Raw genomic sequence first — 15,339 nt, forward strand, 5'->3', positions numbered from 1 at the left:
GGAGGCCGGCGACGGGGGCGGGCGTCACGGCGACAGCAGGAGCCGCGCGTCTTGATCAATCCATGCCTGTGGATCGCCACCTTGTACGCGGCGCCTCCTGCGGACAGAGGCCCACCAGCCCGCGCAGGAGATGTACTCGTGAACAAAGCCAACATGGGTATGGCTACTCATGTGGTGGGTCCCGGTGGACGGCAATGTTCAGGTTGTCAGCAGATCAGTCACCGCACCGGGCATTCCGACATTTCCAGGAGATCCGACATGGACAAGACTTCCCGTTCGCTGCCCCAGACCTTTCGTCACTACCTGGTCAACCCGCTGGCTCTGGGGTATCTGGGCGTCGTGCTCGCGGTGTGTCTGTGGGTCGCTGTGGACGCCTTCTCCGTTTCCTCCTCCGGAGACGCAAGCTTCGCCGGGGTGTGGGCCCTCGTGTTGACCGCCCCGACCTCGATGCTGGTCCTCTTCGACGGCCCCGCAGGCCTGATAGGGATCCCCATCGGTGCCATCGTCCAGGCCTTCGCGCTCGGCGCCCTGTACCGCTACGTCACCGAGCGGCGCGCCCACGGCACCGAGAGCGGCGTCAGCAACGCCTGAACCCCGGACGGTTCCTCAATTCGGGTGGGTGTGGATCTCGGTCCTGCCCCCGGCCCGCGCACCGCAGCGGGAACGCTCCCGTCCCACTCGTCCCACAGCGCTCTTCCCTGCACCCCTGTCACGGCGTGAAGCTCACGTGCGCATGCCGCCCTCACCACCGCAGAGGGTGAATCGGCGGCCAGGAAGGCTGACGCTTCGCACGACACGCCGCTCCCCCGGGGAGCGGCGTGCCCGCAGTCGGAGCAATTCGCAGTCGATCACGGTCAAGGGGCCAGGGTGAACCCGGTGAGTAACGGCAGCTCTTCACCAGCACGCCCCGACCGTCTGATCACCCTGTCCGATGGCATCTTCGCGATCGCCATGACGCTCCTCTCGCTCGAAGTCCGGGTCGCACCCGACCTGGACTCCGCGCAGTTCCACGACGCACTGCGCGAGACCGTTCCCCAGCTCGCCGCCTACGCGTTGAGCTTCCTCATCCTGGGGATCTTCTGGCGCGACCAGCGTCAGATCCTGCTGATGTCCGCGAAGACGGGCGGTCTCCCCCAGCATCTGGCCCTCGCGGTGCTCGGGATGATCGCGCTGGTTCCGTTCCCCACGTCGATCCTCGCCCAGTACGGGGCCACCGAGCCCTTGGCGGTGGCGATGTACGCCGCGACCATCTGCCTCATCGACCTGTTGCAGCTCGCCATGTTCGCGACGCTGAGAGGCCGGCACGGGGTGCACGCCGTGGGCGAGTGGCGGGACACCGCTGCGGATCTGAGCACGACGATCGCCGTGTTCGGGGCATCCGTACCCATCGCCTTCTTCGCCCCGCAGGCGGCCATGTGGTGCTGGCTCGCCCTCTTCCCCGCGAAGAGATTCCTCGGCAGAAGGGAGCGGCACCGCAGCACCCGCCAGGATGGCTGAACCCATGCGCCTCCCGCACGATTCCCGTACGCGGCTTCGTCGACCGCAAGTGGCTCTGGTTCACCTTTCCGTGGAGGGCTGACTGCCCGTGATGCCGACCTCCTACGACCAGCGGTGAGAGGCTGCGCGAGCCAGTACTACGACTTGGGCGACCGAACCCTGGGGAACCCGTCCAACGGTGCGTCCCGGCTGTTCATGAGCCAGGTCACCGTCTATCGAGCCGAAGTAGGGGCTGCCATCCGGCATCGGCCCCATGGAAGCTGAGGAGTGTCGGATCGACCCCATCGCCTGCGCAGCGGTCGGCGATAGCCGCCCGGTCGAGGTACGGGGTGACGGGGATGCCGGAGACCTATCGCAACGGACCGGCCGAAAGACCGGAACCGCGCTCCGGGCCGACTTCACTCCTCGGAACTGGGGGACTCCGGCTTGGGCCTTGACCCCATGCCGCAACTGCCCGCGACCCTCGGCGCAGGAATCCATGCGGCCCCCGCGCCGCGCCGGCTCCCGGCAACGTCTCACCGACTCTGCGGGCGTGCGATTTCGCCTTCGCGTGCGCCCTGACGCACGGACAGCGGGCGGGCTACGGTGGAAACAGCCACGATCCCCCCGGGATTGGCCGGGACGGTCGCCCGCCGCCGAACCCGATGTCCTCGGGAGAGACCCATGCCACAGGACCGTACCCTCGAGCTCAACGGCGCTGAGCTCGTCTGCGACATCCTCGCCGACGAGGGCGTGACCCACGTTTTCGGCAATCCGGGCACCACCGAGATCCCCTTGGTGCAGGCCCTGGCCCGGCGCGACGACATCGAATACATTCTGGGCCTGCAAGAGGCGACCGTGGTAGCGATGGCTGACGGCATGGCCCGCGTGACCGGACGCCCGGCGTTCGTCAGCCTCCACGCCGCGGCCGGACTCGGCAACGGCATAGGCGCCCTGACCAACGCGGCGGCCGCCCACGTCCCCATGGTGGTCACCGCCGGCCAGCAGGATCTGCGCCATCTGCTGAGCGGTCCGGTCCTGGCCGGGGATCTCGTGGGCCTGGCCGGGGCCACCGTCAAATGGACGCACGAGGTCCAGACACGCGCAGAGCTGGGCGATTCCCTCCGCCGCGCGTTCCGGCTCGCGCTGAGCCCCCCGACCGGCCCGGTATTCCTGTCCCTGCCGATGAACATCTTGGACGAACAGGGCCCCGCCGCCCCCGAACGCACTCCCGCCGGCGTACGCGGCGCGGCCCCGGTCGAAGCCCTGGTTCGCCTCCTCTCCGAAACACCCGCCAACGAGATCACCCTCGTCTACGGCGACGAGGTCGCCCGCCTGGCCCCGGAAGAGGGCGTCGCCCTCGCCGATGCCCTCCAGGCCCCGGTATGGGGGGCGAGTTGGCCGTCCGCCAACCCCTTTCCCACCGTCCACCCGCTGTGGCGCGGATACCTGCCCCCCACCGCACCGGGGATCCGCGACGCCCTGTCGGAGAGCCGACTGGTCCTGGTGCTCGGTGCACGCGCCTTCCTGGTCTACTTCCCCTACGCTCCGGGGCCTGTGACCGATGCGAGCACCCGTGTCGTCCAGATCAGTGATGAGCCCGACGACCCCGGTCGCACCACCCCCGTGGAACTGGTCCTGCACGGGGATCTCCGCGCCACGATCGGGATGCTGCTGACCGCCCTCACCCACCGACCGCAGCCCCCGGCCCAGGCCGCGCCCCCCGCCGCGGAAACGACCGTGCCCGATGCCGTGGACCAGATACTCGACGCGCGCTCCATCGCCCTCGTCCTGGCCGCCACGCTGCCTGACGACGCGATGGTCCTCGACGAGGCTCCTGTGACAAGCCGAGAACTGCGCCACGCCTTGGGCCTGCTCCGGCCCAACCGCTACCACTGGGTCGCCGGCGGTCTGGGCTGGGCCATGCCCGCCGCCGTCGGCGCGGCCATCGCCCACGCCCCCGGCGGGGGCCGCGTGTTATGTGTCGTGGGCGACGGGTCCACCCTGTATTCGCCGCAGGCGCTGTGGACCGCTGCCCGGCACCGACTGCCGATCACCTACGTGGTCGTCAACAACCGTGAATACCGTGTCCTGAAGGACAACTGGCAGATCCATACCCCCGGCGACCACAACTACCTCGCCATGGACCTCGATCACCCCCGCGTAGACTTCGTCACCCTCGCCCGATCCATGGGTATGCGGGCCTCGTCCGTCACCGTCGGCGAGGAACTGCGGCGCGCGCTGACCGACAGCTATGCGCAGGAGGGCCCTTTCCTCCTTGAGATACAGCTCGCGGACCCGCCCGAGGGTCCGCGAAGTTAACCGCTCTGCCTCACATCCGATGATGCCGTGGTGTCGTGCGAGCTGGGCGTAGGTATCACGCACCGCAGGTGGGCCAGGGCCGGCAGTGCCTGCCGTGCTGCGGGAAGCCGCCGCCACCGCGTGCCGGTCTCCTTCCTCCTGGCTGTGAGTTGCCCGGTCAGGAACCGCAGAGTGCGGGTGGACAGACCGATCGACGACGACGGACAAACACGCGAAGCTCTTGGCGGACACGAGTGATCCTGGTCGAGAACCCGTCCACCAGGAGCTTCGTCGTTCCGCAGGGCTGTCCGACTCGCGGCCGGCACCGCCGGCTCGGAAGGAGCTCACTGGCGCGGAAGGCGTTCGGGCCTTGACCGGTCGAGGCCCCTGTTTCAATTTCCCCTGAGCCGGAAGCCCGCATCACTCGCAATGGGGCACGGAAAGACGTGTGGCAAAGGCATGGATCAGGCGCATGCCGAACTGGACGCGTCACGGGCAGGCGTGGGGCTCCGCAGCGGAAGAGGCGGGACCGGACCGCGGCACGCACCATCACGGTGGCTCGCCGGCCACCGATCCGGTTCAGGGGTGAGTGGCTGTGTGGCTGTCGGGGTGAAGGGGGAAGACCTGGTCGAGGCCGACCGTGCGCAGGACACGCAGGGTAGGGGCGGGTACGGCGGCGAGCGCGATGTCGGCGTGGGCGGCGTGGGCGTGATTGCGGGCGACGATCAGAGCGGTGAGGCCGCTGGAGTCACAGAACTCCATGCCTCCGAGGTCCAGGACGAGGCGCTGGCCCGGCTGAAGAGTCAGCGCGGTGAGCACCTCACGTACCTGGGGGGCGGTGGCGTGGTCGAGTTCGCCGATGATCTCCAGGACGGGGCCCGTCGTGGCGTTGCGGGTGGTGATCTTCAGTGGGCTCATGTGGTGGTTCTGGTAGTGGTGCCCGTGTGAGGGACGCCCAGGGCGAGGAGTGCGGTGTCGTCGTCGAGGCCGTCGCCGAAGCTGTCCAGCAGTCCGGTCAAGGCGTCGATGACGGCGTGCGGAGGCTTGCCGCCGTAGTCGGTGCTGAAGGTACGTAGCGCCTCGTCTCCGTACAGGGTGGCGCGGTCCTGTCCGGTGCGGGCTTCGGTGAGGCCGTCGGTGTAGAGGAGCAGGGTGTCGCCGGGGCCGAGGGTGGTGGCGGCGGCGGTGAAGTGGGCTGAGGGCAGAATGCCGATGAGGACCCCGCCGGGGGTGGGCAGGAAGTCTGCTGTGCCGTCCGCGCGCAGGATCAGGGCCGGAGGGTGGCCGCCCGATGCGAGTCGGACGGCGATCCGTCCGGTTGCGGGGTCGGGTTCGAGGATGCCGAAGACGGCGGTGCAGTAGCGCGGGTCTCCGCTGGTGTAGCGCTCGTGGAGCACGGTGTTGAGGGTGGACAGGGCGGAGATGGGGTCGGGGTTGTGCAGGGCGGCCGCGCGCAGGGTGTAGCGGGTCAGGGAGGTGACCGCAGCTGCCTGGGGGCCTTTGCCGCACACGTCGCCGAGGAAGAAGGCGAAGCGTGTGCCGTCGATGGGGAACAGGTCGTAGAAATCGCCGCCGAGCTGGTCGGGTGAGGCGGCGCGGTAGTGAGCGGCGGATTCCACTCCGGGCATCCGGGGAAGGGTGGCGGGCAGCAGCGACTGCTGCAGTACGGCCAGGGCGTCCTGCAGCCGGGCGCGATCCCTCTCGGCCTGTTCGCGAGCTTCCTCGGCCGCTTTCCGTTCCCGGAGGAGCTCCTTCTCGTAGGCGCGCCGGTCCCGGGCGTCGAAGACCGTCGTACGGATCAGCTGCGGCTCACCCGTACTGGCGTTCTTGACGGTGGACGAAGCCAGCACAGGTATCCGGTCCCCATCGGCCTGTTTGATCTCCAGGGCGACGCCGTTGATCTCGCCCCGCATCCTGAGCAGTGGAGCGAAGTGTGTCTCGTGGTACAGCTTGCCGCCCATGGTCAGCAGATCGGCGAACCGCATCCGCCCCACCACGGCCTCCCGCTCCATACCGATCCATCCCAGCAGGGTGCTGTTGATCTTCGCGATGGTGCCGTCCATCAGCGTGGACAGATATCCGCACGGCGCGTTCTCGTAGAGTTCTTCCGCGCTGTCCTCCAGCAGGGAGGCGAACATCGCCGTCGATGTCGTCTCGTCACCCGGCTCCTGCCCGGTGCGGCACATCACCGCAAGCCGGCCAGGAAATCGGTGATCGCCCGGTTCGTGGCTTCGGGCGCGGACAGGTGCGGGCAGTGACCGGTGGCATCGAGAGTCACCAGCCTGGATCCGGGGATCGCCCGGTGGACGAACGCGCCCACCTCACGCGGCGCGATGGTGTCCTGGGTGCAATCCAGCACCAGCGTCGGTACGGTCACGCTCTTCAGATCGTCCCGTGAATCCGACTGGAACGTGGTCCGGGCGAAGACACGGGCCATGTCCGGGTCGGTGGCACAGAAACTGTTCGTCAGTTCGCCCCCGAGCTCGGGCCGGTCCGCGTTCCCCATGATCACAGGGGCTATCGCCGCCGACCAGCCCAGATAGTTCGAATCCAGGGACTCCAGCAGCTCGTCGATGTCCTGGACGCTGAACCCACCCCGGTAGCCCTCGTCGTCGAGGTATCGCGGAGAGGGCGCGAGCATCACCAGCGCCCCGACGCGCTCGGGAGCCATGCCGGCGGCGAGCACGCCGATCATCGCGCTGACCGAGTGCCCGACGAACACCGCATCACGCAGGTCGAGTGCCTCGCACACCTCCACCGCATCACGGGCGTAGCCGTCCAGCGAGGCATAGCGGGCATCTGAGAACGCGGACAGATCCGAACGGCCCGAACCCACGTAGTCGAACAGCACCACCCGGTACTTCTCCGCCAGGGCAGGTACCGTCAGCCGCCACATGTTCTGATCACAGCCGAACCCATGTGCCAGCACCACGGTGGGGCCCTGCGGGTTCCCGGTCACGGTGACGTTGTTTCTACGTTCAATATCCATATGCCCATGCTCCTACCCTCTGAGGCTCCCTTCACCAGCAAAGTGCGTGGGAGGAGCTCAGGTCAGGTCAGGTCAGGTCAGGTCAGCTGGGACTGGATCTGCGAGGAGATCAGTTCCAGATGGTCCAGGTCGTCCAGATCGAGGACCTGGAGGTAGATCCTGGACGAGCCGATCGCCTGGAAGCCGCCGATCTTGTCGACCACCTCGGCGGGCGACCCCGCCAGCCCGTTCGCCTTGAGCTCCTCCACGTCCCGGCCGATGGCCGCCGCGCGTCGGGCGACCTCGGCATCGTCCTTGCCCGTGCAGACGATCAGCGCGTTGGAGTACACGAGGTCGTCCGGAGAGCGCCCGTGCGCCTGCGCGGCGGCCCGGACCCGGCCGAACTGCTTCTCGCTGTCCTCCAGCGAGGCGAACGGGATGTTGAACTCGTCCGCGTACTGCGCGGCGAGCCGCGGGGTGCGCGTCGCACCGTGGCCGCCGATCAGGACGGGCACCTTGGCCTGGGTCGGCTTGGGCAGCGCGGGCGAGTCGGTGAGCTGGTAGTAGGTGCCGTCGTAGCTGAAGGTCCCGCCGACCTCCGTCGCCCACAGGCCCGTGATGATCGCGAGCTGCTCCTCCAGGCGACCGAACTTCTCCTTCGGGAACGGAATACCGTAGGCCTTGTGCTCCTCCTCGAACCAGCCTGCCCCCAGGCCCAGTTCGACCCGGCCGCCGGACATCTGGTCGACCTGGGCCACCTGGATGGCCAGCACTCCCGGCAGCCGGAACGTGCCGGCGGTCATCAGCGTGCCGAGCCGGATCCGCCGGGTCTCGCGCGCCAGTCCGGCCAGGGTGATCCAGGCGTCCGTCGGTCCGGGCAGACCGTCGCCTGAGCCCATGCGGAGATAGTGGTCGGATCGGTAGAAAGCGTCAAAGCCGAGGTCCTCGGCGGCCCTGGCGACGGTGAGCAAGGTGTCGTAGTCGGCCCCTTGCTGGGGCTCGGTGAAGATGCGAAGATCCATGCCCTCCATCCTGCCCCTCCGGCACCCGGTCCCGCCCCATCAGCCAGGCCGGACCTCCCCCCACGCCTCCCTCCCCTCATCTCCCCTCGCCTTCCCCTGCCCACCCTCTCGGGACGGGGCGCCTCCCCTCAGGAATCGGCGTCCCCTCTCGGCGCTCCGCCGATTTTCCCTCAGGGCCCCGCCGCCGATGCCGCAGGACCGCGTATGCCGCCGTAGGGGCCGTCGTGCTCCCTCTCCGCCAGCCGCCTCAGCATCCCGTGCACGCGTTCCAGTGATTCGTCGGCCGCGTCCATGGCCTCGATGCACTGCCAGTACAGACCGTCCTCCCCCGTGTCGCAGGCCACCCCGACCAGGGCGATCCCGGCCTCGCCGAGCAACAGCGCGAGCCCTGCCAGGGCCGCCCGCACATCGGCGATCCCTGACAACTGGGCCGCCCTGGCACCGCCGGAGAGCACCGTCGGGTGATCCAGCGCCGAGCATCCGGCGCCGATCTCCCCCAGCGCCCGCGCCTCGCTCCGTAATTCCACCGGGCCGTACAGCGCCAGCCGACTGCCGACCGCCCGGGCCAACGCCTGTGCCTGCCAGGCCTCCGCCATGACATCCAGCGCACCCCGGCTGCCCGCCAGAGCCCGCCGCCCCGCCTCGATGAGTCGCTCCGCTTCCATGAGTCTCCCCCGTCCGTACGAAAAACCGCTCACCTCATTCATTACCCACAGTGAGGTAGACAGCACCGTAAAGCCAGAGGAAAACGGAAATCTGTGGACAGGAAGTCGACTGTGGATATCTCGCTCACTCCGAAGAGTGACGATCGCGCGGTTCCAGAGCGCCCGGCAGGGGAAAGCGCTTCTCGTTCCGTTCCAACTTGGCCGCCAGCGCCGCCAGCGGATCGATGCCCACGACCTCGCAGAACTGCAGGAGATAGGCGAGCACGTCCGCCACCTCGTCGGCGACCCGGTGGGCCGATTCGGGGCTCTCCATGATCCCCGCCGACTGTTCGGGCGTCAGCCACTGGAAGATCTCCAGCAGTTCGGAGGCCTCGACGCTGAGCGCGGCCGTCAGGTTCTTCGGGGTGTGGTACTGCCCCCAGTCACGCGCCGCCGCGAACGCGGCCAGCCGCCGCTGGAGTTCTGCCACATCGATGTCTGTCACGGCCTCAGGTCTATCATCGGCCACCGACAGCGCCTCTCCGCGCGCCACCCGGCACCGGGGGCGGACCGGCGCGGCGGCGGGGACGGCGCGGCCGGGGGCGGCGGTCCGGTCCGGCTGCCGCCCCGACCGCCTCTTCCTACGACTGGGCGAGACCCGCGGGCGTGACCCCCTCGACCTCCATGCCGACCGGCGCGAGCAGGAAGACATTGCGGTCGACGCGGTGCATGCCGCTGCCGAGGCCGAAGACCACACCACTGCTGAAGTCGAGAATCCGCTTCGCCACGTCCGTCTCCGCCGCCGTCAGGTCGAGCAGCACCGGAACCTGGGCGACCAGGTACTCGGCGACCTCGCGCGCGTCCGCGAAGACCTGCACCCGCAGCACCACGAGGCGCCGCTGTTCCGCCGCACGCTCGTCCGGGACGGTGCGGTGATCGATCCGGGACGGCCACTCGTCACGGCCGCGCAGCGGTACGACCTGTGCGAGCCCCTCCCACTGTTCATCGGTGGCGTCATATCTGTCATACCTGTCGTACCTGCTCACAGGGCCACCCCGTCGTCGAGCCGGTCGGGTTCCCGCCGGCTGCACTCACTGTTCATCGGGCAATCCTCTCGCCCCTCACCCGTTCGGCGTACCAGCGACACGGCGAAGGCTCCGTCCGTATCGCATCCGGTACCCGACGGGCATCGGTTCATGACGACCCGCACCCCTAGGGCGGCGATGAACCCGGCCGCGCCGATCGGACCACGTCGATCAGACCGCGTCGATCAGACCGTGACGACCTGGACCCCCGCCTCGCCGAACCGGTCCTTCGCCTCGGCACTGATATGGGAGTCGGTGACCAGAACGTCGACCAGTCCGAGGTCGCAGACCCGGGCGAACGCCCGCTTGCCGATCTTCGACGAGTCGGCCGCCACCACGACCCGCTGGGCCCGCTCCGCGAGCAACCGGTTGACGCTGGCCTCGCCCTCGTGATGGACGTACGCACCGCGTTCGATGTCGATGGCGTTCACTCCGAGGACGGCGACGTCCAGCGTGATCTCGTTCATCACACCGACGGCGAGCGGGCCCGTCAGCTCGTACGACTGAGGCCTCGCGACCCCGCCCGTCACGACCATCTTGATCTGCGGCCGGATCGCCAGCTCGCTCGCGATGTTGAGGGCGTTGGTCACCACGGTCAGCGTCGGCTGCCCGCCCGCCACCGCCGTCTCGCCCACGATGTCCGGACGTACCGCCAGCGCCCTGGCGACTTCGGTCACGGTCGTCCCACCGGTCAGGCCGACGACCTCACCGACGGCGACCAAGCCGGACACGGCGCGGCCGATGGCCTGCTTCTCCGGCGCGTGACGGCCCGTCTTGTAGCGGAGCGCCAGTTCGTAGGAGACCCCGTGCGCGACCGCGCCGCCCCTGGTACGGGTGAGCAAATGCTGTTCGGCCAGCTGATCCAGGTCGCGGCGGATGGTGGCGGCCGAGACATCGAGCGTCGTGGCCGCCTCCTCGACGTCCACCCTGCCGTGCTTGCCGACCAGCTCCAGCAGCGCGTCCCACCGGGCATCCCTGGACAAGAGCGTCTCCTCCCCGTCCGGCGCGGGCACCGCGTTTCGCGGGAACGCGGTCGCCGGTGGCCGGACCGCCGCAAGCGTCGCACAGGGACCGCCGGAAGCCCTTCACCCACCTACGTCTTGCTTGTTTTTGCTCGATAACTGCATGTAACGTGCAGAATTCTACATGCGGGCTGATCAGTCCCGCTCAGCCCCGTTCCCGTGGTCCACCTCGTTTCCCGTGGAGTGCAGACGTGTCGTATGCCGAGACCGAGACAGCCAGTCAGCCCGCCTGCTGGCGGCGCGCCGCCGCCCTGGCCGGCGGCCCCGAGACCGCCGCCCTGCCCGTCGCGGGCGAGCGGATCGCGGTCGTCGGCTGCGGTACCTCCTTCTACATGGCTCAGGCCTACGCCGGGCTCCGCGAGGGCTCCGGCCAGGGCGAGTCGGACGCCTTCGCCGCCTCCGAGTTCCCCTTCGGCCGCGGCTACGACCGCGTCGTCGCACTGACCCGCTCGGGGACCACCACCGAGGTGCTGGAGCTGCTGGAGCGGCTGCGCGGCACCTCCCGCACGGTGGCCGTCACAGCGGATCCAAAGACCCCGGTCAGGGCGGCGGCCGACGATCTCGTCGTCCTGGACTTCGCCGACGAACGGTCCGTCGTCCAGACGCGCTTCGCCACGACCGCCCTCACCCTGCTGCGCGCCCACCTCGGCCTGCACTCCGAGGCCGTGGTCGCGGACGCGGAGACCGCGCTCGCCGAGCCACTGCCCGACGGGCTGCTGCAGAGCACCCAGTTCTCCTTCCTCGGCCGGGGGTGGACGGTCGGGCTGGCCCATGAGGCGGCGCTGAAGATGAAGGAGGCGTCGCTGTCCTGGACGGAGTCCTATCCCGCGATGGAGTACCGCCACGGCCCCATCAGCATCTCCACCGCGTCCACCGCGACCTGGATGTTCGGCGAGGCCCCCGAGGGCCTGGCGGAGCAGGTGCGCGCGACGGGCGCCCAGTGGGTGGACGGCGCGCTCGACCCGCTGGCCGATCTCGTACGCGTACAGCGCCTCGCCCTCGCCCGTGCGGCCGCGCGGGGACTCGACCCGGACCTGCCGCGCCACCTGAGCCGTTCGGTGGTGCTCGACGGGGCCTGAGGGACGATGGACATATGCACCTGCCCCTGTCAGCCGCCCCGGAACTGCTCGCCGCCTCGGAGCCGCCGGGGGGCATCGTCGGCTGGGCCACCGGGCTGGTCGAGACCTTCGGTGGTCCCGGCGCGGGTGCGGCCATCGCGCTGGAGAACCTGTTCCCGCCGCTGCCCAGCGAGGTCATCCTGCCGCTGACCGGGTTCGCCGCCTCGCAGGGGGTGCTCAGCATCGCCTCGGCCCTGTTCTGGACGACGCTCGGCTCGGTCGTCGGCGCGGTGGTGCTGTACGGGGTCGGAGCCGTTTTCGGTCGGGAGCGGATGCACGCCTGGTGGGCGAAGCTCCCCCTGGTCAAGGCCTCCGACCTGGTGCGGACGGAGGAGTGGTTCGCCCGGCACGGCACCAAGGCGGTGCTGCTGGGCCGCATGGTGCCGGTGTTCCGGAGCCTGATCTCGGTGCCCGCGGGAGTGGAGCGCATGCCGGTGCTGCTGTTCGTCACGCTGACGACAGCGGGCAGCCTGGTATGGAACACCGTGCTCGTGATGGCCGGATACTGGCTCGGCGACCAGTGGGACGTGGTCGGGGCGTACGTCGGCGTCGTGTCCACGATCGTGCTGGCGCTGGCCGTCGTCGCCCTGGTCGGTTACGTCGTGATGCGCGTCCGGAGCCGCAACCGCGAGCGGCCGTGACCGCGGGGACGTCAGGACGCGTCACGAAGCGACGCGGCGCGGTGCCCGCACGGCAGGACACGGCACGGTGCCACGCGGCAGGACGCGGCACCGCACGGCCCAGCCCCGCGCGGCCCGGCCGGAACCGCGCCGTCCGGCCCCCGGCCTCCTCGGCGAAACATCCGTGAGACACCCCGGCGGGGTGTCTCACGGATGTCTTCACGGGTGTCTCACGGCAGGCGGCTCAGGACTCCTCGAAGTAGGCGTCCAGGACGGTGTCCAGCTCGGCCGGCCAGCCCTTGAGCTCGGCGCGGCTCGCCGCCTCGACCTCGGCGTTGAACCAGCGGCGGCTCGACAGATGGACGGTCACCGTGAACCGGCGGCCGAAGCGCGCCGGGGTGGTCTCCACCGCGCCGATCTCGTCCCAGTGGAACTCGGCCTCCTGGTCGTCGAGCGTGAAGCGGACACCCTCCCGGGACACCCGGATCGAACCGCGTCGGTCGCTGACCTCGAAGACGGGGCCCTCCTCGACGGCATCGCCCTCGGCACCGGCCTCGTTCTTCGCATCGGCGTCGCCCGCCGCCGATTCCGGTTCCAGGTCGGCGTCGGCCTCCGCAGCGGCCGCCACGGCCTCGTCGTCGCGTTCCGACTCCGTCTCCGTCTCCGGAGCAGCGTCCTTCGGACCGGCCTCCGATTCCGGTTCGGGTTTCCGGGTCGCGACGGGCGCCGCCAGTCCGGGCAGGGGGATGAACGCCGGGTCGGTACCTGCGGCGAACTCGGGCTTCTTGTTCGAATCTATGCTCTGCTCCACGGCGGGCAGTATGGTCGACGAACCTGTACGTGACCAGTCGTCACCGCCCCGGCTCCGCCCCTTGGCCCCGCTCGACAGGCGAACGCCCTTCCCCGGAACGGCCCGGAGCCCTTTAGGGTGACAGGGAGACCCCGGCCGCTCAGAGCACGCCTTTGCGCCATTCCCGTACCAGCAGATAGCCGAGGTACGCACCGCCGATCGCCATGGTGTAGATCCCGACCGGCAGGTCGTCGAAGAGGGCCAGCTGCTGGGAGCAGAGATCCGCGAGAACCAGCAGCAGGCCGCCGGTGAGGGCGGAGAGCAGCAGGTGCGGGCCGGAGCCGCGGGTGAGACGTTTGGCGATCTGGGGCGCGGTCAGGGCGATGAAGGCGATGGGGCCCGAGACGCTGACCGCGGCGGCCGAGAGGGCGATGGCCAGGACCACGGCGAGGGTCTTGGCCTTCTTCGGCCCGGAGCCGAGCCCCTCGGCGATGTCGTCGCCCATCTCGCCGATGTCGAGCCGCCGGGAGATCAGCGCGGTCAGCGGGGCGGTGGCGAGCAGGACCAGCCAGATGGTGGTGGCGTCGGTCCAGGAGCGGGCCGTCAGGCTGCCGTTGACGTAGGCGGTGAGGACGGAGGCCTTGTCCCGTTCCAGGGCGTAGACGACGTACTGGGTGGCGGCCGCGCCCATCGCGGCGACGCCGATCCCGGCGATGACGAGCCGGGCGGGGTTGCGGAAGCCGGTGCCGGTGGAGACGTACACGAGGGCCATCGCGAGGACCGCGCCGAGGAGCGCTCCCATGGCGACCGGGACCGTGTCGGGGAACATCAGGGCGCAGATCGCGGCGCCCGCGCCGGCTCCGGCGGAGAGCCCGATGACGTCCGGGCTGCCGAGCGGGTTGCGGGTGACGGACTGGAACAGCGCGCCGGAGACGCCGAGCGCCGCACCGACCCCGATGGCGACGGTGAGACGGGGACCGCGCAGCCGGTTGAAGACGAACCGATCCTTGCCCTCGGCGTCCCCGACGAGTGCGGCGGGCAGGTCGGCGAGGTCGATGCCGAGGCGCCCCCAGGCCAGGGTCGTGACGGCGGCCACGAGGAGGAGGACGAAGAGCCCGGCGCCCGCGAGCACGGAGGCCCGGCGCATGGGTATCGCCACGGTGCGGCCGACGACCAGATAGCCCCGGGGGGCCTTGGGAGCCTTGCGTACGGATGTGGTCGGTCGGGTGACGGTCATGAGGTGCCCCGCATCCTGCGTACGGCGATGAGCAGCGCGGGTGCACCGATGAAGGCGGTGACGACGCCGACCATGAGTTCGGTGGGGCGCATGACGACCCGGCCCACCACGTCCGCCAGGAGCAGGAGGGTGGGGCCGAGCAGGGCGGAGAAGAGGATCTGGGCGCGGAAGTCGACGCCGACCAGGGCCCGTACGACGTGCGGGACGGCGAGACCGACGAAGGCGATCGGGCCGACGGCGGCGGTCGCGGCGGCGCTGAGCAGCGTGGCGGCGAGGAGCCCGCCGCCCCGGGTGCGTCCGGGGTGCGAGCCGAGGGCGATGGCGGTGGCGTCGCCCAGGGCCAGGGCGTTGAGGCCGGGTCCGAGGGCGAGGGCGAGCAGGAAGCCGGCGGCGGCGAAGGGCAGGACGGACCAGAAGACGTCGAAGTCGCGGCCTCCGAGCGCTCCGACGACCCAGTAGCGGTAGCTGTCGAAGACCTGCGGTTTGCTGAGGGTCACCGCCTGGATGAACGCCATGAGCACCGCGGTGAGCACGGCTCCGGCGAGCACCAGGCGCACCACGCTCGTTCCCGTACCGGCGGAGCCGATGACATGGACGAGGACACCGGCGACCAGCGCTCCGGGCAGCGCCCACCACATGGTGCCGGTGGCGCCGGAGGCCCCGAACCAGGCGGTCGCGGCGACAATGCTCGCGGAGGCACCGGCGTTGATGCCCAACAGGCCCGGTTCGGCCAGCGGATTGCGCGAGACGCCCTGCATGAGGGTGCCCGCGACCGCGAGGCAGAGTCCGGCGAGGACGCCGAGGACGGTCCGGGGGTAGCGGCTCTCGATGATGACGGTGATGTTGGGGTCGGCGGTGCCGCTGAGGACGTCGACGACATCACCGAGCGAGGTGCTGCGACTGCCGAACATGACGCTCGCGCTGAGCGCGAGGGCCAGCGCGGCCAGGCCGAGGAGCAGGAGGAACGCCAGCCGAGCGGCACCGGTACGGGAGGTACCGGCGCCGCTCGGCGGTGCGACCGTGGTGGTTGCCATGGGAGTGGAGTGTGCCTTGTGG

General features: G+C 70.0%; 17 protein-coding genes and 1 pseudogene. 6 read left to right on the forward strand and 12 right to left on the reverse strand.

The window, feature by feature from the left end; translation table 11 throughout:
• The first annotated feature begins 258 nt into the window (after window positions 1–258).
• From ACZ60Q_RS06605 to ACZ60Q_RS06620, 4 genes are all read left to right on the forward strand, one after another.
• Entirely contained in the window at window positions 259–591 is a 333-nt protein-coding gene (locus ACZ60Q_RS06605) for an SCO4225 family membrane protein (RefSeq protein WP_469629304.1), read from the forward strand.
• 276 nt (window positions 592–867) lie between these two features.
• On the forward strand, window positions 868–1,497 hold the full coding sequence (locus tag ACZ60Q_RS06610) for a TMEM175 family protein (protein WP_469629307.1): 630 nt from the start codon (window positions 868–870) through the stop codon (window positions 1,495–1,497).
• A 114-nt stretch (window positions 1,498–1,611) separates the two neighbouring features.
• Entirely contained in the window at window positions 1,612–1,761 is a 150-nt protein-coding gene (locus ACZ60Q_RS06615) for a DUF6086 family protein (RefSeq protein ID WP_469629309.1), read from the forward strand.
• Between the two features lie 399 nt (window positions 1,762–2,160).
• Window positions 2,161–3,798, forward strand: coding sequence for a thiamine pyrophosphate-binding protein (locus ACZ60Q_RS06620; protein WP_469629311.1), 1,638 nt, complete (start codon window positions 2,161–2,163; stop codon window positions 3,796–3,798).
• Window positions 3,799–3,819: 21 nt separating this feature from the next.
• Here ACZ60Q_RS06620 and ACZ60Q_RS06625 read toward each other — a convergent pair.
• The 9 genes and pseudogenes from ACZ60Q_RS06625 to ACZ60Q_RS06665 form a co-directional block, all read right to left on the reverse strand.
• Window positions 3,820–3,989: pseudogene (locus ACZ60Q_RS06625) on the reverse strand (IS5/IS1182 family transposase); the annotation flags it as partial.
• 367 nt (window positions 3,990–4,356) lie between these two features.
• Window positions 4,357–4,695: an STAS domain-containing protein gene (locus tag ACZ60Q_RS06630; RefSeq protein WP_469629314.1), complete on the reverse strand. Its 339-nt coding sequence runs from the start codon at window positions 4,693–4,695 to the stop codon at window positions 4,357–4,359.
• The gene (locus ACZ60Q_RS06635; protein ID WP_469629317.1) at window positions 4,692–5,963 is read right to left on the reverse strand and encodes a PP2C family protein-serine/threonine phosphatase; all 1,272 of its coding nucleotides are present in this window, start codon (window positions 5,961–5,963) and stop codon (window positions 4,692–4,694) included. The genes ACZ60Q_RS06630 and ACZ60Q_RS06635 overlap by 4 nt, the downstream gene beginning before the upstream one ends.
• Complete coding sequence (locus ACZ60Q_RS06640) at window positions 5,963–6,766, reverse strand: alpha/beta fold hydrolase (RefSeq protein WP_469629320.1); 804 nt, start codon at window positions 6,764–6,766, stop codon at window positions 5,963–5,965. The genes ACZ60Q_RS06635 and ACZ60Q_RS06640 overlap by 1 nt, the downstream gene beginning before the upstream one ends.
• A 77-nt stretch (window positions 6,767–6,843) precedes the next feature.
• A complete protein-coding gene (locus ACZ60Q_RS06645) occupies window positions 6,844–7,767 on the reverse strand; it encodes an LLM class F420-dependent oxidoreductase (RefSeq protein WP_469629322.1) in 924 nt (307 codons plus the stop codon).
• Between the two features lie 170 nt (window positions 7,768–7,937).
• Complete coding sequence (locus ACZ60Q_RS06650; protein WP_469629325.1) at window positions 7,938–8,432, reverse strand: DUF6099 family protein; 495 nt, start codon at window positions 8,430–8,432, stop codon at window positions 7,938–7,940.
• A 124-nt stretch (window positions 8,433–8,556) separates the two neighbouring features.
• The gene (locus ACZ60Q_RS06655; protein ID WP_469629328.1) at window positions 8,557–8,916 is read right to left on the reverse strand and encodes a nucleotide pyrophosphohydrolase; all 360 of its coding nucleotides are present in this window, start codon (window positions 8,914–8,916) and stop codon (window positions 8,557–8,559) included.
• Between the two features lie 136 nt (window positions 8,917–9,052).
• Window positions 9,053–9,457, reverse strand: a complete 405-nt coding sequence (locus ACZ60Q_RS06660) for a cell division protein SepF (protein WP_006128240.1) — start codon at window positions 9,455–9,457, stop codon at window positions 9,053–9,055.
• A gap of 224 nt (window positions 9,458–9,681) precedes the next feature.
• Window positions 9,682–10,479, reverse strand: a complete 798-nt coding sequence (locus tag ACZ60Q_RS06665) for a DeoR/GlpR family DNA-binding transcription regulator (RefSeq protein WP_469629332.1) — start codon at window positions 10,477–10,479, stop codon at window positions 9,682–9,684.
• A gap of 230 nt (window positions 10,480–10,709) precedes the next feature.
• Between ACZ60Q_RS06665 and ACZ60Q_RS06670 the strand changes: the two genes are divergently transcribed.
• Both ACZ60Q_RS06670 and ACZ60Q_RS06675 read left to right on the forward strand, forming a co-directional pair.
• Window positions 10,710–11,597, forward strand: a complete 888-nt coding sequence (locus ACZ60Q_RS06670) for an SIS domain-containing protein (protein WP_469629335.1) — start codon at window positions 10,710–10,712, stop codon at window positions 11,595–11,597.
• Window positions 11,598–11,611: 14 nt separating this feature from the next.
• Entirely contained in the window at window positions 11,612–12,277 is a 666-nt protein-coding gene (locus ACZ60Q_RS06675) for a DedA family protein (RefSeq protein WP_469629338.1), read from the forward strand.
• A gap of 223 nt (window positions 12,278–12,500) precedes the next feature.
• On the opposite strand, the gene ACZ60Q_RS06680 is transcribed toward ACZ60Q_RS06675, so the two are convergent.
• From ACZ60Q_RS06680 to ACZ60Q_RS06690, 3 genes are all read right to left on the reverse strand, one after another.
• A complete protein-coding gene (locus tag ACZ60Q_RS06680; RefSeq protein WP_469629341.1) occupies window positions 12,501–13,067 on the reverse strand; it encodes a hypothetical protein in 567 nt (188 codons plus the stop codon).
• Window positions 13,068–13,206: 139 nt separating this feature from the next.
• Window positions 13,207–14,283: a FecCD family ABC transporter permease gene (locus ACZ60Q_RS06685; protein ID WP_469629344.1), complete on the reverse strand. Its 1,077-nt coding sequence runs from the start codon at window positions 14,281–14,283 to the stop codon at window positions 13,207–13,209.
• Window positions 14,280–15,317: a FecCD family ABC transporter permease gene (locus tag ACZ60Q_RS06690; protein ID WP_469629347.1), complete on the reverse strand. Its 1,038-nt coding sequence runs from the start codon at window positions 15,315–15,317 to the stop codon at window positions 14,280–14,282. The genes ACZ60Q_RS06685 and ACZ60Q_RS06690 overlap by 4 nt, the downstream gene beginning before the upstream one ends.
• Between the last annotated feature and the right edge of the window lie 22 nt (window positions 15,318–15,339).

It is taken from the genome of Streptomyces sp. NPDC104313, assembly GCF_055583985.1.